The organism is Streptomyces sp. NPDC057474 (assembly GCF_042802555.1).
Taxonomy (GTDB): domain Bacteria; phylum Actinomycetota; class Actinomycetes; order Streptomycetales; family Streptomycetaceae; genus Streptomyces.
This window is the reverse complement of record NZ_JBHVDX010000181.1, coordinates 1-21,765: the sequence shown is the minus strand read 5'-3', so window position 1 is coordinate 21,765 and position 21,765 is coordinate 1. Positions and strand designations below refer to the sequence as shown.

At 69.3% G+C, this 21,765-nt stretch carries 20 protein-coding genes; 6 read left to right on the top strand and 14 right to left on the bottom strand.

Going from position 1 to position 21,765, the window contains the following annotated elements:
- Positions 1–142: 142 nt before the first annotated feature.
- The 3 genes from ACFU53_RS35495 to ACFU53_RS35485 are packed head-to-tail and all read right to left on the bottom strand — an operon-like array spanning position 143 to position 2,275.
- The gene (locus ACFU53_RS35495) at positions 143–832 is read right to left on the bottom strand and encodes an SDR family oxidoreductase (RefSeq protein ID WP_384002023.1); all 690 of its coding nucleotides are present in this window, start codon (positions 830–832) and stop codon (positions 143–145) included.
- A 40-nt stretch (positions 833–872) separates the two neighbouring features.
- On the bottom strand, positions 873–1,412 hold the full coding sequence (locus ACFU53_RS35490; RefSeq protein ID WP_384002020.1) for a TIGR00730 family Rossman fold protein: 540 nt from the start codon (positions 1,410–1,412) through the stop codon (positions 873–875).
- Positions 1,409–2,275, bottom strand: coding sequence for a class I SAM-dependent methyltransferase (locus ACFU53_RS35485; protein ID WP_384002016.1), 867 nt, complete (start codon positions 2,273–2,275; stop codon positions 1,409–1,411). Before ACFU53_RS35485 ends, ACFU53_RS35490 begins: the two co-directional genes overlap by 4 nt.
- An 84-nt stretch (positions 2,276–2,359) precedes the next feature.
- Between ACFU53_RS35485 and ACFU53_RS35480 the strand changes: the two genes are divergently transcribed.
- Positions 2,360–2,686, top strand: coding sequence for a DUF427 domain-containing protein (locus tag ACFU53_RS35480; protein ID WP_384002013.1), 327 nt, complete (start codon positions 2,360–2,362; stop codon positions 2,684–2,686).
- A 3-nt stretch (positions 2,687–2,689) separates the two neighbouring features.
- Here the strand turns inward: ACFU53_RS35480 and ACFU53_RS35475 are convergent, their stop codons facing one another.
- From ACFU53_RS35475 to ACFU53_RS35465, 3 genes are all read right to left on the bottom strand, one after another.
- On the bottom strand, positions 2,690–3,421 hold the full coding sequence (locus ACFU53_RS35475) for a M48 family metallopeptidase (protein ID WP_384002010.1): 732 nt from the start codon (positions 3,419–3,421) through the stop codon (positions 2,690–2,692).
- A gap of 50 nt (positions 3,422–3,471) precedes the next feature.
- Positions 3,472–7,035: a type I restriction endonuclease subunit R gene (locus ACFU53_RS35470; RefSeq protein ID WP_384002007.1), complete on the bottom strand. Its 3,564-nt coding sequence runs from the start codon at positions 7,033–7,035 to the stop codon at positions 3,472–3,474.
- 146 nt (positions 7,036–7,181) lie between these two features.
- On the bottom strand, positions 7,182–7,697 hold the full coding sequence (locus tag ACFU53_RS35465; RefSeq protein ID WP_384002004.1) for an ATP-binding protein: 516 nt from the start codon (positions 7,695–7,697) through the stop codon (positions 7,182–7,184).
- Between the two features lie 304 nt (positions 7,698–8,001).
- Between ACFU53_RS35465 and ACFU53_RS35460 the strand changes: the two genes are divergently transcribed.
- Positions 8,002–8,850, top strand: coding sequence for a helix-turn-helix domain-containing protein (locus ACFU53_RS35460; RefSeq protein WP_384002001.1), 849 nt, complete (start codon positions 8,002–8,004; stop codon positions 8,848–8,850).
- A 12-nt stretch (positions 8,851–8,862) separates the two neighbouring features.
- Positions 8,863–9,051, top strand: coding sequence for a DUF397 domain-containing protein (locus ACFU53_RS35455; protein WP_384001998.1), 189 nt, complete (start codon positions 8,863–8,865; stop codon positions 9,049–9,051).
- Here the strand turns inward: ACFU53_RS35455 and ACFU53_RS35450 are convergent.
- The 5 genes from ACFU53_RS35450 to mnmA all read right to left on the bottom strand — a co-directional run bounded on the left by ACFU53_RS35450 (position 9,044) and on the right by mnmA (position 16,382).
- Positions 9,044–10,261, bottom strand: a complete 1,218-nt coding sequence (locus ACFU53_RS35450) for a restriction endonuclease subunit S (RefSeq protein ID WP_384001995.1) — start codon at positions 10,259–10,261, stop codon at positions 9,044–9,046. The genes ACFU53_RS35455 and ACFU53_RS35450 overlap by 8 nt on opposite strands.
- Entirely contained in the window at positions 10,251–12,860 is a 2,610-nt protein-coding gene (locus ACFU53_RS35445) for an N-6 DNA methylase (protein ID WP_384001992.1), read from the bottom strand. Before ACFU53_RS35445 ends, ACFU53_RS35450 begins: the two co-directional genes overlap by 11 nt.
- A gap of 121 nt (positions 12,861–12,981) precedes the next feature.
- Positions 12,982–13,854, bottom strand: coding sequence for an RloB family protein (locus tag ACFU53_RS35440; RefSeq protein WP_384001989.1), 873 nt, complete (start codon positions 13,852–13,854; stop codon positions 12,982–12,984).
- On the bottom strand, positions 13,851–15,137 hold the full coding sequence (locus tag ACFU53_RS35435) for an ATP/GTP-binding protein (protein WP_384001986.1): 1,287 nt from the start codon (positions 15,135–15,137) through the stop codon (positions 13,851–13,853). Before ACFU53_RS35435 ends, ACFU53_RS35440 begins: the two co-directional genes overlap by 4 nt.
- Before the next feature lie 114 nt (positions 15,138–15,251).
- On the bottom strand, positions 15,252–16,382 hold the full coding sequence (gene mnmA / locus ACFU53_RS35430) for a tRNA 2-thiouridine(34) synthase MnmA (RefSeq protein ID WP_384001983.1): 1,131 nt from the start codon (positions 16,380–16,382) through the stop codon (positions 15,252–15,254).
- Positions 16,383–16,442: 60 nt separating this feature from the next.
- On the opposite strand from mnmA, the gene ACFU53_RS35425 reads away from it, so the two are divergent.
- Positions 16,443–17,162 carry an N-acetylmuramoyl-L-alanine amidase gene (locus tag ACFU53_RS35425; protein ID WP_384001980.1) on the top strand — a complete coding sequence of 240 codons (720 nt, stop codon included), beginning with the start codon at positions 16,443–16,445 and terminating at the stop codon, positions 17,160–17,162.
- Positions 17,163–17,460: 298 nt separating this feature from the next.
- A complete protein-coding gene (locus tag ACFU53_RS35420) occupies positions 17,461–19,032 on the top strand; it encodes a multicopper oxidase family protein (RefSeq protein ID WP_384001977.1) in 1,572 nt (523 codons plus the stop codon).
- A 98-nt stretch (positions 19,033–19,130) separates the two neighbouring features.
- Here the strand turns inward: ACFU53_RS35420 and ACFU53_RS35415 are convergent, their stop codons facing one another.
- From ACFU53_RS35415 to ACFU53_RS35405, 3 genes are all read right to left on the bottom strand, one after another.
- Positions 19,131–20,300, bottom strand: a complete 1,170-nt coding sequence (locus ACFU53_RS35415) for a cysteine desulfurase family protein (protein WP_384001974.1) — start codon at positions 20,298–20,300, stop codon at positions 19,131–19,133.
- A gap of 152 nt (positions 20,301–20,452) precedes the next feature.
- Positions 20,453–20,737 (bottom strand): DUF4190 domain-containing protein, encoded by a 285-nt coding sequence (locus ACFU53_RS35410; RefSeq protein ID WP_384001972.1) that lies wholly within the window; start codon positions 20,735–20,737, stop codon positions 20,453–20,455.
- Between the two features lie 51 nt (positions 20,738–20,788).
- On the bottom strand, positions 20,789–20,953 hold the full coding sequence (locus tag ACFU53_RS35405) for a hypothetical protein (protein WP_384001969.1): 165 nt from the start codon (positions 20,951–20,953) through the stop codon (positions 20,789–20,791).
- A gap of 147 nt (positions 20,954–21,100) precedes the next feature.
- Between ACFU53_RS35405 and ACFU53_RS35400 the strand changes: the two genes are divergently transcribed.
- On the top strand, positions 21,101–21,727 hold the full coding sequence (locus ACFU53_RS35400) for a TetR family transcriptional regulator (RefSeq protein WP_384001966.1): 627 nt from the start codon (positions 21,101–21,103) through the stop codon (positions 21,725–21,727).
- Positions 21,728–21,765 lie beyond the last annotated feature (38 nt).

Below are 21,765 nucleotides of genomic sequence, written 5' to 3'. Positions count from 1 at the left end.
GTTCCCCGCGCCCCTGAGAAGCAGGGGCTGCGCCCCATGCTTTTCAGGCCCGCGGGGGGGCGTGTCTTTGAGGGGCGCGGGGAACTGCGCGAGGAACCCCACCGGAGCTGCACCCGCCGACGAACCCCGAACCCGCGAGCTGTCAGGCGCCCGGGCGGACCGTCAGGTCGTTCACTTCCGCGTCCCGGGGCAGGTCCAGGGCCATGAGGATCGTCGTCGCGACCGACTCGGGCGCGATCCACCGGGACGGGTCGTACTCCTTGCCCTCCTGCTGGTGCACCTTCGCCTGCATGGGACTGGCGGTGCGCCCGGGGTACACCGTGGTGACCCGGACCCCGTTCCCGTGCTCCTCCCACCGCAGGGAGTCCGCCAACGCCTTGAGCCCGTGCTTGGACGCGGCGTACGCGGACCAGTCCGCGTGCGCGTTGAGACCCGCGCCGGAGTTGACGAACACCACGTGCCCACGGGCGACCCGGAGTTGGGGCAGGAAGTGGCGGGTCAGTTCGGCGGGGGCGATGAGGTTGACGTCGAGCTGGTGGCGCCAGGACTTGGGCGTCAGTTCGCCCACCGGCCCGAGGTCGACCACACCCGCGATGTGCAACAACGAATCCACGCGGTCGGGCAGGGTCTGGTGGGAGAACGCCCAGGAGAGCCTGCCCGGGTCCGCCAGATCGCCGACCAGCGTCTTCGCCCCCGGGAACTCCGCCGCCAGCTCCTTCGCCCGCCCCGCGTCGCGCGCGTGCAGCACGAGGTCGTCCCCGCGCTCGTGCAGCCGTCGGGCGACGGCCGCGCCGATGCCGGAACCCGCCCCGGTGATCAGATGAGTAGCCATGCGGTCATGCTCGCATCACCGGAGCGGGACGAAAAACAGCTCACGCGATGCCCCGGCTCTCCTCCAGGTACGCCATCGCCCCCACCGGCTCCTCCGCGAAGAAGACCAGGTCGGTGAGCGGGCGGGGCAAGAAGCCCTCGTCCTCCATGCGCCGGAACTGCTCCTTCAGGCCGTCGTAGAAGCCCTCGGTGTTGAGGAGCACGACCGGCATCTCGGTGTGGCCGTGCTTCTTCAGCTCCAGGATCTCGGTCGCCTCGTCGAGCGTTCCGGTCCCGCCGACCATGATGACGACCGCGTCGGCCTTCGCCAGGAGCAGCCGCTTTCGCTCGGCGAGGTCCAGCGCAATCACCATCTCGTCGGTGCCGGGCCGCGCCTTGGCCGCCAGGAACTCGACCGAGACGCCCAGCAGTCCGCCGCCCGCCTCCTGCACGCCGTCGGCGACCACCTTCATCAGCCCGACGTCCGAGCCGCCCCACACCAGGGTGTGCCCGCCCTTGCCGATCAGCTTGGCGAACTCCTTCGCGGGGCGCGTGTAACGGTCGGCGAGGTCGGCGGCGGAGAGGAAGACGCAGATGTTCATGGGGCCACGTTAGGGGGCGGCACCGACATCGGGTCCGCTTGTCCACCGGCGTCCTTCGCCACGGTCGCGCGGATCTTCGACTGGCGGTGCGGCAGGTCCTCCCAGTCGTCCATGAGGCGGGCGGACAGGCCGTGTTGCCGGGCGAGTTCGACGAGGGTGTCGGTCCGGTAGTAGAAGTCCTCGTGGAGCACCTGGTGCTCCGTGCCCTCGGTGCGGCCGAAGGTGAAGTCGAAGAAGCCGCCGGGGGCGAGGACGCGGCCGACGTGTGCGAGGCACTGCTCGATGACGTGCGGCGGGGAGTGGGAGAACACGCTGTGCGCGTGGACGACGTCGAAATGGCCGGCTGGCAGGAAGGAGAACGTGAGGTCGGCGACGAGCGCGAGGTGAGGGACTTTGGACTGCAAACCCTCTCGCGCGAGAGTGCGCTGGGCCTCCATGAGGATGGCCGGCGAGATGTCGATCCCGTAGTAGTTCCCGGCGTCCAGGTGGTCGATGAACAGGCGCCCGGCCCGCAGGTTCCCGCAGCCGATCTCCAGCATCCGGTGCCGGGGCTCCAGACCGTGCCGTACGAGGTAGTCGAACTGCATGCGGCCCATGCGTTCCCACTTCTCGACGGACGGGTTGTGCCCGACGGCGGCCTCCGGGCTGCGTGCCGTGTCGGCGGCCATGACGGCCCGGTAGTACGCGATGTGGTCGCGGTGCCTGAGCCGCAGCCAGGTGTCCCGAGCCACCCGGTGTGCGTGCGCGGGCACACGCTGGGGATGGCGCAGGGCGTAGCGGGCCCGGTGCGTGAGGCTCCGGCGGTTCCTGGACGGGTCCTTGGACGGCTTGCCGACCCCTTCGGCCGGATCTGCGGGTGCCATGGTGACCTCCTACGACCTCCTCGGAAGAACTCACCAGCAGCCTGCGCTGTACCCGGTGAGACGGCTACCCGAGGAGGGGCGATCGTGACCGAAGGCCATCGCATCACCATCGAACAAGGCTCCGAACACGTCCGTGTGGTCCAAGGGGACCGGGTGCTCGCGGAGAGCAGCCGCCCCTTGGTGCTGCGCGAGACGGGCTGTCCCGTGCGGTACTACATCCCCGAAGGGGATGTCCGCATGGAGCTGCTGACCGCGTCCGGGACGCACTCGTACTGCCCGTTCAAGGGCACGGCGTCCTACTGGTCGCTCCCCGAGGCCCCCGACCTCGTGTGGGCGTACCCCGACCCGAAGGCCGGGGTTGCCGAGATCAAGGGGCATCTGTGCTTCTACGACACCGAGGTCGTCGAGTAGGACTCACACAGCCCCGCGCCACAGATCGGGCTCGGCCTGCGCGAAACGGTGTTCCAGTTCTTCCAGGTCTCCGAGTGCCAGCCGCATTCTGCGCCGGAACGACGGCCCGTGAGCCGGGACGGCGAGGTGCGTCAGCTCATGTACGAGGACGAGGTCCACCAGGGCAGGAGGCAGTTGCATCAACGCCCAGTGCACGGTGATGGTCCCGTCCGGGTCACAGGCGCCCCAGCGCTCCTTGAGGTCTCGTACGACGACGTCTCCGGGGGCCACACCTGCCCGCGCGGCCAGAGGCCGCATACGAGCGGTCATCCAGTCCACGCCCCGTGCGGTGTACCAGTCGGCGATCAGCCGCGCGCCCACCCCTGGGGAGTCGGGGCGCGGAAGTTCCAGCCATCCCTGGTGCAGCCGTACCCGTGTGCCAGGCTCTGCGGCCACGACCCTCAGCCGGTGGCGGCGGCCGAGATACGCGAAGCTCGCCCCGCTGACCAGTTCCTTGCGGGGCTCCCCTCCCCCGCGCCTGCGCCGGTCGACCTCGTGCGCTATGCGGGGGAGGCGGGACCGTACGGCCGCCGCGACCGCCTGTGGATCGGCGTCGGGGGGCACCGCGAACAGCACCCCGCCGTCCTCGCGGATCTCGATCCCGAGGGTCCGGCGGCGCGGCCGTACGACGACCTTCCACGTCCACTCCCCCGGCAGAGGGAGCGACGCGAGGGCGGACTGCACGGAGAGGCTCACCCGGCATTGGTACCACCCGACACCGACACCGACGCGGCCGGCGCCAGGCGCTACGCGTGCGGCCGCGGCTCGTGGCGGAGGAAGTCGTCCCGCCGCTGCACGGCGAGCTCCAGCAGCGCGGCGGCCGTGTACGCGGTGTCCTCCCAGTCGATGTGCAGGCGGTCACTCACGTAGAAGCGAAGCACCTTGCGCGCCTCGCTCTGGGCGTCGGCCTGGGTCACGAAGTGCGGTGTCCGCACCAGGACCGCGATGTCCGCCGTGAGGAGGCAGGCCGCCCCGTACAGATCGACCTCGGTGGAGGGGAGGGGCGCGCCCTCCTGCTCCAGTGCCCGCACCAGCGCCCGGTAGACCGGCCGTTCCGTCAGCGGGTCGAGGGACGGGCCCGTCTCCTCGACGTCCGCCGTGATGTCGCCGTACAGCCGTGCCAGGTCGGTCGCGGCCTGCTCGAAGTCCTGGCGCATCCGCTGGACGATCTCCTCCAGACGGGCGCTGAACAGCTCGTAGCGGGCCCGGTCCGTGCCGATCCTCGCCGTGATGTGGGTCCGCAGCCGACTGACCATGTACCGGGTCCTGGCGCGGGCGTCGGGGTTGGCGTCGACTCGTTCCATGAACTCGGGCGCGCTCAGTTCGATGGGCGGGACCCGCAGCTCGACACCCGTCACCCGGAGGTGGTCGGCGATGAGTCGGCGTACCTTCGCCCCGTACCGGCGCGGGCTGAACTCGTCGCGTCCGTCCAGGTAGCGCTGCCGTGCCAGGTACTGCACCTCTCCCAGCCGGCCCGCGAACCGCTCGTACCGCAGGGCGTACGGACGGGGCAGGACCGCGCCCAGAGCGGTGAGGAAGTCACGTGCCAGTTCGTCGAACTGACCGCGCGCGAGCGGGCCTTCGAGTACGTCGAGCAGTGCCTCGCGACGCTGTTCGTCGGCCAGGGAGAGGATTCCGTGTTCGTCGTACGACGCGAGTCCGTGACCGTCCATGAAGCGGGCGACGCGGCCGTGCAGGTCGTCGAGGAGCCGGTCGGCGGCGGCGTCCGCCTGGAGCAGCAGACCGTCATCAGTGGGCTGCGGCCCCTCGAAGTCGCGGCGCAGGTGGTCGACGGTGACGTTCTCGAAGCCGTAGACCTCCCGTAGGTGGTGCTCTTCGTAGGCGCGCAGGGAGCGGGCCAGTTCGTCGCCGATGCCGACGAAGTCGACGAGCGTTCCCCACCGCTTGCGCGGGTAGGGCCGGTTGGTGCGGGCGACGGCCTGGAGCAGTCCGGCACCGGAGAGCGCGCAGTCCAGGTAGAGGACCTGTTCGACGGGGGCGTCGAAGCCGGTGAGGAGCATCGACTGGACGACGAGGAAGGCGAGGGGCTCCGCCGTCTCCTGTCCGCCTTCGTACGCTTCGTCCGCCGCGTCGTCCTCGCCGTGCGGTCGTTCCACCTGCCATACGTCCGTCACGGGGGCGCCGGTGGCGCCGTACGCCTGTCCCGACGGGCCGTGGGGTTCGACGGGCCACGAGGGGTCGGTCGCGGCGGCCAACGGGTCCCCGAGTCCCTCCTTGAAGCGCTCGATGTACGTGTCCTGCCGGGACTTCAGCGTCCACTGCCGCCAGCCGGCGGGGTCCTTGCGCGGGTCGCCGTGGATCACCACCGCCGCGTCGATCGAGGCGAGGACGTCACGGTGCGGCAGTACGGTGAGCAGTTTCCGCAGCTCGTCGTCGGCGCCGAGGGCCGCCATCGGGTCGTGGGCGATCGCCGGGTCGAGCGCGTCGAGCTGTGCGACCAGCCGGTCCCGGGCGGCGAGCAGCGCGTCCCGGTAGTGGACGGCCGCGAGCCGGGAAACGGCCGCCAGCTGGGCGCCGAAGCGGTCGGGCAGGGCGTTGACCGCCCAGTGCCGCAGCATGAAGTCGGCCTTGGCGGCGATGACCGAGGACGCTTCGAGGACTTCCTTCTTCCGGGCGAACTTCCGTAGCACCCGCTCGCGTCGCTCCGGGTCGTCGGGTACCTGCTCGTCGAACTTGGCGTCGAGCGCGGCCTTCTCGATCACTTCCAGCGGCGCGTCGTACGCCTCGTACCGTACGGGGACCACGGACCGGTCGAGCTCGGCCTCGCGCAGTGTGTAGGCGTCGACGAGCGGCCCGAAAATCGCTTCGGTCTCCTTGCGGGCACCCCGGATGATGGGCGTGCCGGTGAAGCCGACCAGGACGGCGTTCGGCAACAGGGCGCGCAGCCGGGCGTGCAGCCAGCCAGCGTGGCCCCGGTGCGCCTCGTCGACGAGCACGACGATGTCCGAGCTCGGGTTCGCGGGCCGCACCTGGGCGGAGGCGTCCTTGTCGGCCCCCTGTGCCGGGAGACTGTCCTCACGGCCGTCGTAGGCGGTGTCGTCGCGCTGGGCCTTCTGGAGCATGACCAGGACGACGTCCGGTACAGGTGCCGCCAGCTGCGCCCGTGCGTTGGCGACGCCGTCGGCCCGGTAGACGGGTTCCTCGGCGGCCGCCAGCGAGGCCCGGATCTGCTTCTCCAGGTCGATGCGGTCGGTGACGACGACGACCTTGTGGTGCTTGAGCTCGCTGTCGCTTCTGATGTGGCGGACGAGGAAGGCCATGGTGAGGCTCTTGCCGGAGCCCTGTGTGTGCCAGACGACCCCGCCGCGTTGGTCGACTTCCTGCTTCGCCGCGATGGCTCTCCTGCGGCGCTGAAGCTGACGGGCGAGTCTGCGCACGGCCTTGAACTGCTGGTACCGGCCGATCACCTTGAGCGTACGGCTGCCCTGCCCGCGCTCGGTGGTGAAGTCCCGTACGAGAGTGAGGAGATGGTCGGGTCGCAGGACTCCGGCGACGAGGACCGCCATGTCGGTGGCGCACCCGTCGGCGGGCGCGGGCTCGGTCGTGCGCCAGGGCGTGAAGTACTCGGGCGTCGAGGTGACCGTCCCCAGTTCCGCGTACGTACGGTCGGTACCGACCAGCACCTGCGCGAAGCGCGTGAACTCGGCGACGGGGAACGGCGATTCCAGGCTTGCGTAACGGCAGACCTGCCCGACCGCGTCGTCGAGGGCGGCCCTGCTCTCCTCCCTGCCGCCGGAGGTGAGCGGGGCCTTGCACTCGATGACGACCCAGGGCAGCCCGTTGACGAACAGGACGAGGTCGGGGGTGACGGGAGCCGCGTCCGTCCGCTCCACACGAAACTGACTGACCGCGAGCAGGTCGTTGCGGCCGCCGTTCTCCCCGTCCCAGTCGACGAGTTGTACGTGTTCGGGGTCACCCTTTTTCCAGCCGGGCAGCATGCGGGCGTTGACGCCCTTGCGCAGCAGCCCGGTCACGGCGAGGTTGCCGCGCACGCCGCGATCGGCAGGGCCCTGACCGGGGGCCGTGCCGAGCACGAGGGCGAGGAGGTGGTCGAGCTGGGAGTTCGTGAGCCAGGTCCTGCCGTTCGGGCCCGGGTTGATCCGCGAGACCGCATCCCGGAAACGGTTCGCGTAGACGACCTCGGTGAACGCCTCGCGCCCGGACGGGCCCGGCGAGGTGGCCGGTTCGCCGGGCGGCGCCCCTTCCAGGTGCTCCCATCCGAGGTCGACCAGGTGCCGTATCAGCGGCTGCTCGGTCTTGTCGTACTCCGGTAGCTCCCGCCGACTCACCGCTGGACTCCCTGCCCTCACCGTGCGCCCCAGCGTCTCCATGGGACGTACAGGAAACTCTACTCACGGGCAGGGAACCGACCAGGGGTGTTTCGGCCTAGCGATCAAGCCACGGGGGCGCTTTGCGGGCTCGGCGGATCTCCGTTTCAAGCCGCGAGGGCGGGCGGCGGCTGCGGGGGAAGGGCCAGCTCGAACCAGATCGTCTTGCCGGCGGGCCCGTACGGCCCCTCGCCCGTGCCGCAGCCGCCCCAGCGGTCGGCGAGCAGGTCGAGGATCAGCAGGCCTCGCCCTCCGTCCGCGTACGCCGGTACGGCCGGGGGCGGTGGCAGCGACGGCAGGTCGGGGCCCATGTCCCAGACGCTCACCCGGAGGACGGGGTCCAGCCAGTGCAAGCGGACGAACGCGGGCCCTTTGGTGTGCCGTACCGAGTTGGTCGCGAGCTCGGATGCCAGCAGCTCGGCACGGTCGGTGAGTTGGGCGAGGCCGTGGGCGGTGAGTACGGCACGGAGGGTGAGGCGGGCGATGCCGGGGGCTCGGGGATCGCAGGGGAAGTGGAGTTCGTAGCTCCAGGGGGCGGTGAAGGGGAGGGGGCTGAGGTCAGCGGGTGGAGGGGGTTCGGGGTCGTCGGCGTGGGGGGTGAGGACGGTGGGGGGTCGGGTCACGCGGCACCTCCGTTGGTGCGAGTGGCTTCGCTGAGCGCGCGGATGAGAATCGCGCGGTACGGCCGTGCCCTCCGGCTCCGGGCCGGTGCGGTGTCTTTGCCGGGACGTTCGCCGCCTTCCGGATGGGCGGTGGGGGTCCGGTGTACTTCCGTGAGGGTGGGGCGGGGGGCGGTGGCCTGAGTCACACCATAGCGAGGGGAATTTAACCCGTGCTATTCATCTCACTGGAACGGGTGTAGTTTTTCTACGAGATGGACTCGGAGCGCCACCATCGGCACACTGTGCGCAAGCAAGGAGGGCCCTGATGGCACCGAACACCCCGACAATCCGACAGCGCCGTTTGGGCCTGGAGTTGCGGCGGCTTCGCGAAGCAGTCGGTATGTCCGCCCCCGCCGCAGCTGGCGCACTGGGCACGGATCGCACCAACATCTCGAACATCGAGGCAGGGCGTTACGGCATCGGCGAGGAACGCCTACGCAGGCTGGCCAGCATCTACGAGTGCAACGACGACGCTCTGATCGACACGTTGGCCGCGATGACGGGCGGCCGCAAGCCGGGCTGGTGGGACGAGTACCGGGGCAAAGTACCTCCGGGGCATCTCGACATCTCCGAGATCGAGCACAACGCCATACACCTGCGCACCGTGCAGACCTCGCACCTTCCAGGGTTGTTCCACACCGAGGACCACGCCAGGGCGATCTTCGACCTCGTCGTACCGAAGCTTCCACGCCTGGAAGTCGAGTTGCGCATCGCACACCGTCTCGCCCGGCAGTGTGTGCTCACGGGAGACAAGCCGGTGCCCTACGTCGGGATCATCCACGAGGCCGCCCTGCGGATGCAGTTCGGCGGCCGGGACGTGGCACGCGCCCAACTTCATCACTTGTTGGACGAGAACGAGCGTGACAACGTGACCTTGCTGGTGATCCCGTTCGCCAACGGAGGCTTCCCCACAGTGGGAGACGCCGTCCTATACGCGGCGGCCGACAACCCACACCTGGACACAGTGCACATGGACTCACCGGCCGGCCCGTTGTTCTTCGACTCCCCAACTCAGTTGGAGAACTTTCGCCAACGCCTGGACTTGGCCAAGCGAACGGCGTTGACTCCGAAGAATTCGGCTGATTTCATCCGCGCGATCGCAAAAGAGATGTAGAAGGAGCAGGCCTTGTCGGAGTTGTGTTGGTTGAAGTCGTCCTTCTCCGGGGAGGGCGGCAACAACTGCGTCGAGATAGCCGCACCGAGCCCGGAGGGCATCGCTCTCCGAGAGAGCGAGAGCCCGGCCCGCGTTCTGACCACGGACCGGGCTGCGCTGGGGGCGCTTGTGCAGAGCGTCAAAGCGGCTCCACTCAGGTAGCGGAGACCCCTGCCCGGCCGACCAGCAGGTCCTCGACCACCGCCCGCTGAACGGTCCTTAGCTTGGTGATCTGCTTCTCCAACGCCTCAGAGCGCCTTCTTACCGCACGAATCGGCCCGAGCAGCCGCTCCTGCTCATCCAGCGGAGGCACCGGAACGGGCATGGCCTTCACCTGGGTCGAGTTGATCGAGGCAAGGTTCGTGGACTGCTTGCCCACACGCTGGAAGTAGGCACGGCCAGCGGGCGACGCCGTGTACAGCGCGAGGAAGTCCGACGACAGCCGCTCCCCGCAGCGGACCCGGAACACGTGGTTCTGGTGAAGGCATGCCTCGATACGTCCGTCCCAGACCGCGCCCCGGCCGAGCTTGTCGAGGTCCCCGCCCTCGGTGAGCAGCAGGTCTCCCTTCTTCAGGGCGTACCGCTCGTACTGAGCACGGAGAATCCGGACCCGCTTGACGTCAGTTGTGTCGATACTCCCGTCGAGAACGTTGGCGACACGCAGATACGGCAGTTCGACGGTTCCGGCACCAACGGGCTCTGACCCGAGGGTCACCCCGGCGGCGACGGTCGCGACGGTCTTCAGCGGGACCTCGTCCCGCTCGCTGCCTCGCGACAAGACCTCGGCTGACAAGGCCTGCTCGGCGAATCGCAGTTTGCTGAGCAGCCCTTCCAACCCTCTGATCCGCCGCTCGAAGGCGTCATGCGCGGCGACGATCCGGCGCTGTCGGTCCAACGACGGCAGTGGGACTTCAAGCCCCTCGACCAACGCCGCACTGATCTTGACCATGCTGTCGCTCGTGCCTCGTGCCCCAGCCCGCACAGCCTTGCGTACCGTGTGCGACCCGAGAACAATCTCAAGGTAGGAGGGAAGGCACTGTGTCTCGGTCGGGCGCAGCCGCATCATGAGGTCGGGGTAGATGCATGGGTGGCCGGTACCCGCGTATCGACCAGCAAGCCCAACAAGTTCTCTCGTGTTGGCCCGGCTGATGAGTACGTCCCCGTCGGCTAGCACACAACGGCGCGCCATGGGCGTGTCCGGAACGTTTTTCAGCTGCACTGGAGCGAAGCCGTTCACTGTAAGGCACCCCAAGCCAAGAGCCTGAAGCCCGGTCCATTCCGGAACGTCCTTTGGTGAATACCCGTTTCTCGGCTTCTCGGCGAGCACAGACCCCAGTCGGACCACGCGCGTGTAGCCGCTTTCACCGCCCATAGCCCAACCCCTCCAGCCACTCCACCAGCTCCCCCTGAGCCGCCTCGCTCGTCCCCTCCAGCTCGCTCAGCGACACCCCGTACTTCTCCATCCACCGGCGGAACACAGCCACCAGCTCCCGCCGCCCCACCGCGAACGCTGCGTCCACTCGCCCGGAGATGTCCTCGTTCAGGACGTCCAGGACGACCTCCTGGGTCCGCTCCTCGTCCGCCAGAACAACCTTGGACGCATCCACGAGATTCTTCAGAAAACGGTCGTCAAGAGCCTTGCGCTTCTTCGTCGTTGCCGTGCGCACCTTTCGACAGGCCACCAACTCACGCTCCAGACGGGCGGATTCCTCGTCCGACACCGGCTCGGCCGACTCAACGGAGTCCACCGCGTCGCCGTCCTCCTCGCCGTCCTCCGCTGGCTTCGCCGCCGCCAGCGCGTCCAGCGCCTCCTTGTAGGCCGCTTCCGCCATCGCGACCTCCGCCTCCACCACCGCGTACTGGGCGAGGAACTCAGGGATGAGGTGGCGTACAACCGGCTGGTCCATCGCGCGGCGGCGGTCGGTGGGCGACACAGTCTGCTTGCGCGAGGTACCGGTGCTCACCGCGCCCTCCGCCGGTCGGACGATCGCTTCCGTCGAGTCCACCCAGCCTTCGAGAACGCGGGCGAAACCGCCCGCCGCCAGAGCCTTCATGTCGTAGCGGGCATGCGTCCACCAGTCGGCGACGATGCCCGCCGTCCGGTACTCGTCGAGTACACCGACCGCCCCAATCGCCTTGGTGAAGCCGTCCAGGAGACCTGAGCGCAGGTCCATGAGCCGATGATCCTCAGCCAGCTGGGCGAAGAGCTTCGAACCCTCCGTCCACCAATCGGCGTACGCAGACCGCAGCTCGGTCTCCTTCGCCGCCGCGAGTTCGGCGATACGCGCCGCCGTGGCCTCACCCCCTTCAGGCGCGAAGTCGTAGTAGGCAGGGTCGTCATGGCGCGCGGCGAAGAGTGATGACGCGTCGACACCGTACGAGTCGAACATCTTCGTCCGCGCCGCGACCTCCGCGACCGGTACACCTCCGTACAGGTGAGCCCGTACGTCCTGCGGCTCGGGCGGCGGCGAGTTGTCCACCCAGCGGCGGATGTTGAGGTTGGCGCCCTCAGCGAGGAGGTCGTCCACCCCGACCCACCGCGAGTAGCCCGACAGCTCGCGCCCTTCCTTGAACACCGTGACGATCTTCTCGACGTGCTCGGGGCCCAACTCGTACTGCTTACTGCCCACCGTGAACTCGCGGTCGGCGTTGATGAAGAGGACCTTCTTGCGCCGCTCCGCGTCCGGCTTCTCACGCGGGCGCCGGAGTACGAGCACGCAGGCCGGGATGCCGACGCCGTAGAAGAGGTTCGGCCCAAGGCCGATCACGGCCTCCACGCAGTCGTCGCGCAGCAGCTCCTCGCGGATGTCCCTCTCCTTGCCACCACGGAAGAGCACTCCGCGGGGCATGACGACGGCGACCACGCCGTTGCGCGCCAGCACCGAGATCATGTGCTGGACGAACATCAGGTCGGCCTTCTTGCCCTTCTCCGGCGCCCAGCCCCACTTCATACGCGTGCCGTGCACGCCGTCGGCGGCGGCCACCGCCTGTTGGTCGTAGGGCTGGGAGAAAGGAGGGTTGGAAAGGACCTTGGTGAAGGTGAGCAGGCGTTTGCCGGCGTCGAGGTGGAGCGGCTCGGTGAGGGTGTCGCCGTGGTGGAGATCGAACTTGCGGATGCCGTGCAGCACCATGTTCATGCTCGCCATGGACCAGGACGCGGGGTTGCGGTCCTGGCCGTTGATGCCCAGCTCGTCCGGGTTGCCGCCGTGCTCCTCGACGTACTCGCGGGCCGCGATGAGCATGCCGCCGGAGCCCATGCAGGGGTCGTAGACGCTCTCGGTGGGCTGCGGGTCAAGCAGACGCACCAGCATCCGGACGACCGAACGCGGGGTGTAGAACTCGCCGCCGCTCTGGCCCGCGCTGTCCGCGAACCGGCCGAGCAGGTACTCGTAGGCCGCGCCCAGCATGTCGGGGAACTCGAAATCCTCGTTGCGGAGCCGGTAGATGCTGAAGTGCCGGATCAGGGACAGCAGTTCGTTGGTGGTGAAGCGCGGCTTGTTGCCGACCACCGCGTTGAACTCGATGTGGGAGGCGACGCCGGTCAGCCGTGAGTTGCCCTCCTGGAGCGCCGCGAGCGCCTTGTCGAGATACTCACCGGCCTGCACGACCTTGCCGTCGGGTCCTCTGGTCTCGGCGGTGAGCGCCTCGATCCCGGGGACGGTCACCTCGGGCTCGTCGGGGTCGAGCACGTGCGGGCCCGTCCACCAGCGGGCGCGCGGCGGGACGTAGAAGACCTTGGTGTAGAACTCGGGGTTGTCGGCCCGTTGCAGGGCCTTCGTCTCGCTGCCCGTCTCCTTCAGCCGCTGCTGATACGTACGCTCCCACGCGGGCTGGAACTCGTCCGAGGCCCGTTTGAGGAAGAGCAACCCGAAGATGTAGTCCCGGTAGTCGGAGGGCTCCATCCGGCCGCGGAGGATGTCGGCGGCGGCGAAGAGGTGCCGCTCCAACTGGGGAAGGGTGATGCGGGCCACGCGCCGGTCCTTCGGTGGAGAGTGGGGGACGGGAGGTCGATCGATCGTGCCAGGGCAGCCTAGATGGCGAGCCGGTGCGGGCGGTAACCGTCGGGCCGGCGCCTTTCGGCCATGCGGACGGCTACCTCGACCGGTCGTCCACGATGCCGAGGCTGACCAGCAGCCGCCACACGTCGGTGGACGGGTCCCGCTTGAGGACGGGGCAGTCCTCGGCATGCCCCGAGCGTGCGGCCCATTTTCTGTCGGACTCCGGCGCGCTGGTTCGCGGCACGGGCTTGGGCTTCCGGTTGTCCGCCTTGCAGCCGCCGTGCTCGCACTGGTTGACCAGGCTTCTGGCGTGCGCGACGGCCCTCTTCACGGCGGCGCCCTCATCGTCCAGCGCGTCCCGGCGCTCGCCCTTCACGCTCTTGTCGTTCTTCACGTCGAAGGACTTGTACGCCGGGTGCGCCGCCCGCAGCTTCTTCACGATGTCCTTGTTGCTGCCGCTCTGCCGCCCGCTCATCGCCTGGAAGTGCAGCAGCAGCCACAGGTCGAAGGACGGGTGCGAGAAGCACACCTGGATGTTGGCCTCGGCGGCGTCCGTGAGCGCCTTCGGAATGTCGTGGTGCCGGTCCCGGTCGAACATGACCCAGGCCTCCTCGCCCGCGGCCTGCTTGAGGTCACGTACGGCGGCGACTGTCCTGGAGGGGATGAGACCGTTCTTCGCGCTGATCGGATGGATCAGGAACGGCTGCCTCGCCCCGTCGCCGCCGTCTCCGTAGCGGGAGTTGAGGTGGTCGAGGTACTGCGGCTCGGTGACCTCGCCCTCACAGGCGACGAAGAGGACCCGCTGTTCCTTCGAGACCGGCGGCCGGTACGGGACCGGCGCGAACCGGTCGTCCCTGCTCCCCCTGCGCCTCCGTGGCGTCCCCGCCTCTCCTGCTTGCCCCGCGTCTCCCGTCCCCGCCGCACCGCCGACACCGTTGTCCTGCTGCCGTCCGCCCCGCCTGCTCACGCTGTTTCCTTCGCCTCCTGCCAGGACAGTTCACGAGCGATCGCTCCCGCGCCGACGCGCGGTACACCGCCGTAGCGGCCTCGTAGGTACCCGCTCTCCAAATCCTCGTCCTCGGCCGGGTGGGCGGCGGTCACGGGATAGACGCTGGTAGCCCCCGAGCGCTCCTTCGCCGCGATCCACACCTGTTCCCGGTCCAGCGGGCGGTCGAGTACGGCGCTGCCGAGGAGGGTCGCGTCATGTGTCGTGAAGACGAGCTGGGCGTTGTTCGGATTGGCCTTCGGGTCCTGGAAGATCCGTACGACCTCGGCGGCGAGGGTCGGATGGAGGCTGGAGTCGAGTTCGTCGACCAGCAGCGTCGTGCCGTTGTCCAGCACCGTGAGCATGGGGCCGAGGAACGCGAACCAGGCGTGCGTGCCGAACGACTCCTCGCGCAGGAAATCCAGCGGTACGTCCCCGCCGTCCGGGGTCCGGTGCCTGAGTCGGACACCGCCGGACTCGGGATCGACGTCGATGCCGGTGATGCCCAGATCGGCGATGGCCAGGAGCTGGAGGATCCGTTCGCGGTAAGCCCGCTGCGTGTTCTTCGCACTCTTGTCGGTCAGCATCCCCTGGGTGAATGTCGTACGCCCCCTGATGTCCTCGCCTGGCGTGACCAGCCACAGGTTGTCGAGGAACCAACGGTGCAGCGCCGACAGCACGGGGTCGTTGAGGGTGGCTCCGGTGGAGAGGAACAGCGCGTCGGACCGCGTGTACCGAACCAGGTCGTCGCGGCGGTTCTCGGCGATGCCGTCGCCCTCGAAGACGAATTCGGGGCCCTCGGCCTCCGGCCGGCCCGCCTCTCGGTCGAACCAGACCTGACGCTCGCCGTCGGGGTAGGCGTGCAGCCACTCGGCTTCGACGCGTTCGTCGGACAGCTCGAATCCGTAGGTGTAGCGGATCTTCCGGTGATGGCCCAGGACGAGGTCGACCTCGAAGAGGGTCGTTTCGTCGGCGCTTTTGCGGTCGAGTTTGAAGGGCTGGCGGGGGACGCCCGGCGACTTCGGCCAGTCCGCGAAAGACGTGCGCACCGCGTCCCGCATGTCGGTCATGGCCCTGAGCAAGTTGGTTTTGCCCGACGCGTTGGCGCCGAAGACACCCAGGACGGAGAGCCCCGGAACCGGCCGGTGGTCATACTCGATTCCGGTGTCCCGGGCGGTGCCCTCCTTGAGCCCGGCGCCGATCAGCGACAGCTCGCACTCGTCACGGATCGAGCGGTGGTTCGCCACCCGGAAACGGAGGAGCACCCTCGACCTCCTGGCGGACGGGGAGATGGCCCCGTCGTTCACTAACCCTTGCGGACTATCCGCGAGGGAAGCCTATGACGGCGGCGGGTCCGAGGCCAGCCCCGAAGATCTTTTCTAGGCCACCCCGGCCTTCGCCCGTACCGTCGACGCGATCGTCGCGGAGCCCACGACGCGTGTGCCGTCGTACAGGACGATCGCCTGGCCGGGGGCCACTCCGCGGACGGGCTCCGTGAAGGTGACCTCCAGGGAGCCGTCGACCAGCTCCGCCCGGACCTCCGTCTCGCCGCCGTGGGCGCGGAGCTGGGCGGTGTAGGTGCCGGGGCCGGTGGGGGCCGTGCCGCACCAGCGGGGCCTGATCGCGGTCAGGGCGTCGACGTCGAGGGCGGCGGCCGGGCCGACCGTCACCGTGTTGTCCACCGGGGAGATGTCGAGGACATAGCGCGGCTTTCCGTCGGGGGCGGGGGTGCCGATGCGCAGGCCCTTGCGCTGGCCGATGGTGTAGCCGTACGCGCCCTCGTGGGTGCCCAGGACGTTGCCGGACTCGTCGACGATGTCGCCCTCGGAGCGGCCCAGCCGGTGGGCGAGGAAGCCCTGGGTGTCGCCGTCGGCGATGAAGCAGATGTCGTGGGAGTCGGGCTTCTTGGCGACCGCGAGGCCCCGGCGCTCGGCCTCGGCGCGGATCTCGTCCTTGGTGGTGACGGTGTCGCCGAGGGGGAACATGGCGTGGGCGAGCTGCTTGTCGTCGAGCACGCCGAGGACGTACGACTGGTCCTTGTTCATGTCGGAGGCGCGGTGCAGCTCGCGCGAGCCGTCGTCCTTGACGATCACCTGGGCGTAGTGGCCCGTGCAGACGGCGTCGAAGCCCAGGGCGAGGGCCTTGTCGAGCAGGGCCGCGAACTTGATCTTCTCGTTGCAGCGCAGGCAGGGGTTCGGGGTGCGTCCGGCCTCGTACTCGGCGACGAAGTCCTCGACGACGTCCTCGCGGAAGCGCTCGGCGAGGTCCCACACGTAGAAGGGGATGCCGATGACGTCCGCGGCGCGGCGGGCGTCGCGTGAGTCCTCGATCGTGCAGCAGCCGCGCGCGCCGGTCCGGAACGACTGCGGGTTCGCGGACAGCGCCAGGTGGACGCCCGTCACGTCGTGCCCGGCTTCCGCCGCGCGGGCGGCGGCCACGGCGGAGTCGACCCCGCCGGACATGGCGGCGAGGACACGGAGGGGGCGGGAGCGCTGCGAGATCTCAGTCATAACCCTTCAAGGGTACGGGGCGCCGGGAACCGGAGCCCGCGAGTATCCGTTGACGATCTCGTGGGAACAAGAAGGGCATCCAAGAACGGTTCCGGGGATGGCGGCACGAGCGCCTCCGGCGGCAAGGACACGGGCCGGCGCGTCGGACGCCGGGCGCTGCTCATCGGCACGGCCGTGGCCGCCGTCGGTACGGCGGTCGTGGCTCGGGACGAGCTGACGCGGGCGTGGTGGCGGGTGCCCGGTGTCACGAAGCCGCGCAAGGAGGGCGAGGTCGACTACACGGGCGCGAAGTGGGTCGCGGCGTCGGACGCGAACTGGCGGCTGGCGGACAGGCCGGACGACTTCGGCATAGACATGGTGATCATCCATGTCACCCAGGGCAGTTTCGACAGCGCCGTGAAGGTCTTCCAGGACCCGGCGCACGGAGCGGCCGCGCACTACATCGTCCGCAAGGACGGCCACGTCACGCAGATGATCCGTGAGCTGGACGTGGCGTACCACGCGGGCAACCGCGACTACAACGAACGCAGTGTCGGCATCGAGCACGAGGGCTTCGTCGAGCGCCCCGAGGACTTCACCGACGAGATGTACGAGGCCTCCGCGCGGCTGACGGCCCGTATCTGCGCCCGCTACGACATCCCCCTCGACCGCGAACACATCCTCGGCCACGTCGAGGTCCCGGGCACGGACCACACGGACCCCGGCGAGGACTGGGACTGGGACCGCTACATGAAGCTGGTCCGCGCGGCAGCCGCCGCCCAGACGTCTACGCCCGCCTGACCCCCGACAAGGGGGCGCGGACAGTCGGGTCACAGGGGTGCGAGGGGGCCGGCACAGCGAGGACACAGATCATCAGACATGTGGCGCACATCACATGGACGTGACCCGGTTGGCGCTTCCCACCCGGCGGCCGTCCGATACGTCCCACGCCATGGACTCGACCTGCGGCAGCGTCAACTCGCCCTGGTGTCAGGCGAGTTGACGGGCACCGCCACTCACGGCGGTCTCACAGCCCGCTCGGCCGGCTCCTAATTTCGCCCCAGTGCTCACACAGTCCTCAGGTCAAACATCCCGGCTCATGACGAACAACACGGAGTCCACCTCCGGCACGGGCAGGCACCACAAGGGCGAGCACCGCAAGGGTGGCGACACGGCCGGAGCCGGTCATTCCAAGGGCGGCCGCAAGGGCAAGGGGCTGCACCGCCGCAAGTTCCTCGGCGGTATGGCGGGGGCCGGGCTGGCGGCGGTCGCGGTGGCCGGTACGACCTTCTCGCTGCTGACCGACGCGAAGGGCAACAAGGCGGGCGCCGCGACCAACACCGCCTCGCTCAACATCCCGGACCTCCTGGAGGGCACCACCTCCGACGGCACCACCACGTTCACGCTGACCGCCCAGACCGGCACCCACGAGGTGCTCAGCGGTGTCACCAGCGACACCGCCGGCTACAACGGGTCGTACCTCGGCCCCACCATGAAGTGGACCACCGGCTCCACGGTCCTGCTGAACATCACCAACGACCTCGACGCCGACACCAGCGTCCACTTCCACGGCGCGCACATCCCGCCCGACATGGACGGCGGTCCGCAGAACGCCTTCGCCAGCGGGGAGACCTGGTCCCCCACCTTCGAGATCCTCGACGAGGCCAAGACGCTCTGGTACCACCCGCACGCGCTCGGCACCACGGCCGAACAGGTCGTGCAGGGCCTGGCCGGCCTGATCATCGTGGAGGACGAGACCGACGCGACCGCCGCGCTGCCCACCGAGTACGGCGTCGACGACATCCCGCTCGTCCTGCAGTGTCTGGCCACCGACTCCGCGGGGGACGTCAAGTACAGCCTGAGCGGCTATCTGCAGAACACGCTCAGCTTCCCGGTGCTGTGCAACGGCACCAACGTCGACGACACCACGCTCACCTTCACCGCGACCAAGACCCGCACCCGTTTCCGGGTGCTCAACGCCTCACCGTCCGACATCATCACCGTGCAGCGCGGCGACGGCGGCACGCTCACCCAGGTCGCCACCGAGCAGGGCTATCTCACCGAGGCCACCGAGGTGAAGACCATCCGGCTGGTGGCGGGCGGGCGGGCCGAGTTCGTCATGGACCTCAGCGACGCGGTCACGTTGCAGGCCGTCATCACGACCGCGTGGGTGCGTGGCGGCAGCGGTACGTTCGACTTCCTCACCGTCACCCCGGACGCCTCGGACAGCCCCGACGACCTGCCGTCCTCGCTCAACACAATCGAGCGGTACGACACGTCGGGCTTCACCGCCCGCGAGATCACCCTCGACCAGGACGGCCTGGAGATGGCGATCAACGGGGCGGTCGGCACCACCATGGACTCCATGGCGACGATCATGACGACGCTCGGCTCCAAGGAGATCTGGACGATCACCAACAGCACGATGCTGGAGCACTCGTTCCATCTGCACGACGTGCCGTTCCAGCTCATCGAGATCAACGGCGAGGAACCGACGGGCGTCGATCTCGGCTGGTTCGACACCTACGAGGTGGTCGGCGGCGGCTCCATCAAGATCGCCATGGAGTTCACCGACTTCGCGGACGACACGTACATGTACATGCTCCACTGCCACCTCCTCCAGCACGAGGACGAGGGCATGATGGCCGGCCTCATGGTGATGGAGAGCTAGGGCCCCGGCTGGGAGCCCCCAGGACGACGGCGGGGTCGCGTATCCGCGGACTCGGTGACCGCGGCCCCGCCGTCAACTCACGTGCCGGCCACGGTTCTTCAGCTCAGGCCCGCGTTGCGGGCGCGTTCCACCACCGGGCCGATCACCTTCGCGACCGCCTCGACGTCCGCCTCCGTGGAGGTGTGGCCGAGGGAGAAGCGGAGGGTGCCGCGGGCCAGGTCGGGGTCGGTGCCGGTGGCGAGGAGGACGTGGCTGGGCTGGGCGATGCCGGCGGTGCAGGCGGAGCCCGTGGAGCACTCGATGCCCTGGGCGTCGAGGAGGAGGAGCAGGGAGTCGCCGTCGCAGCCGGGGAACGTGAAGTGCGCGTTGGCGGGGAGGCGCCCGGCCGAGGTCGGGTCCCCGCCCAGGATCGCGTCCGGCACCGCCGTACGGACCGCCTCGACCAGGGCGTCGCGCAGGGCGCCGATCTCCCGGGCGAACCACTCGTGCTGCTCGGCGGCGAGCCGGCCGGCGACCGCGAAGGAGGCGATGGCCGGGACGTCGAGGGTGCCGGAGCGGACATGGCGCTCCTGGCCGCCGCCGTGCAGGACGGGTACGGGGCTGTACTCGCGGCCCAGCAGCAGCGCGCCGATGCCGTACGGGCCGCCGATCTTGTGGCCGGAGACGGTCATGGCGGCGAGGCCGGAGGTGCCGAAGTCGACCGGAACCTGACCGAAGGCCTGGACCGCGTCGGCGTGCAGCGGGACGCCGAACTCCTGTGCGACGTCGGCGAGTTCACGGGTCGGCAGGATCGTGCCGATCTCGTTGTTGGCCCACATCACGGTGGCCAGGGCGACGTCGTCGGGGTTGCGGGCGATGGCCTCGCGCAGGGTGTCCGGGTGGACTCGGCCGTACGCGTCGACGGGGAGGTACTCGACGGTGGCGCCCTCGTGTTCGCCGAGCCAGTGGACGGCGTCGAGGACCGCGTGGTGTTCGACGGGGCTGGCGAGGACGCGGGTGCGGACCGGGTCGGCGTCGCGGCGGGACCAGTACAGGCCCTTCACGGCGAGGTTGTCGGCCTCGGTGCCGCCGGAGGTGAAGACCACCTCGCTGGGGCGGGCTCCGAGGGCTTCGGCGAGGGTCTCGCGGGCCTCCTCGACGGTGCGCCGCGCTCGGCGGCCGGAGGCGTGCAGCGAGGAGGCGTTGCCGGTGACGCTCAGCTGGGCGGTCAGGACCTCTGCCGCCTCGGGGAGCATCGGGGTGGTCGCCGCGTGGTCGAGGTAAGCCATGGTGAGCCCGATTCTACGGGCCGTGTTCCGGTGACCTCGGGGGGTGTGCCTGGACTTGGCCACAGGGCGCCCGGCGCTGTCGGCTGGTGCCCACCCTCCCCCATCGCCCTGCGGAACGATTGCCCACAGTGGTGACGGAGACCTGTCAGTCCTCAGAAGCTCCAGGACACCGTGTTCGTGGTCTGCATGAGGGTGGCCAGGACCACGAGGTCGGCGATTCCCAGGCCCAGGCCGAGGAAGGCGCGGCCTCGGCGAGTTGTGCCGCGCTTCAGGGCGAGGGCGGACAGGACGATGGCGATGGGGCCGAGGAAGAGGTTGAGGACGAGGAGGCCCAGGAGGCCCAGGATGAAGGACGCGACGGCCATGCCGTCGGCGTCCCGGCCTCGGGTGCGGGTGGCGGTCGTTCCGGTCTGCTGACGTGCGGCGGTGAGTTGCATGGTCTGTCTGCTCCCAACAGGCTCTCGGGGACGGTCGTTGGCGGCGAGCGGTCAGTCGGTGGTGCGGCTGCGACGGGCGTGACGCTCGCGGTACGCGAAGACCGCCAGCCAGAGGGCGATGCCGGCCGCCAGGGCGGACGAGACGGCCAGCGGCACATGGGCGACGGTGCCGAGGACGACACCCAGCAGCAGAAGTGCGGCGACGAGGAACAACATGGTGGGTTCGCCTCTCCTATCGGTTCGTCGTTGCGGTTTGTTCGTTACAGCTGGGTGAACGATTGTGGTTACAACTGTTCACTGACTGCCAAGTCTAGCGCGTCGCCCGGCTTTGCATTTACGGAGAACAGTTGTTAACTGCATGGCATGAGTCACACCGTCGGCATCCGGCAGGTCCAGAAGCAGAAGACCCGGCAGGCGCTCATGGACGCCGCGCTCGGGCTGCTGGAGGAACAGAGCCTCAGCAGCCTCGGACTTCGCGAGGTCACCCGGGCCGTGGGCGTCGCCCCCACCGCGTTCTACCGGCACTTCCGGTCGACCGCCGACCTCGGTGTCGCGCTGGTCGAAGAGGTGCTCGGCAGTCTGCACCCGGTGCTCGGTGATCTGATGTCAGCAGTGGGCGACAGCGACGAACTCATCGAGCGCGCCGTCGATCTGATCGCCCGCCACGTGGACGCGTACCCCGCACACGTCCGGTTCATCGCGCGCGAACGGCACAGCGGGGTGCAGCCGGTGCGGGACGCCATCCAGGGGCAACTGGCCCGGTTCGCCGAGGAGGTGCGCAGCGAGCTGGCCAAGCGGCCGGAGACCGCCGGGTGGACCGACGACGACCGGCTGATGCTCGCGGGGCTGTACGTCGATCAGATGCTGGTGACCGCCTCGCTGTTCCTGGAGGCCCAGGACGAGCCGGAGGAGGAGCGCGTCCGGGTGACCCGGCTGGCGAGCCGCCGTATGCGGCTGATCAGCATCGGCTGTCGCCACTGGCTGGACTGAACCGCCGGAACACGCGGAGGGCGCGCCCGTTCACCGGG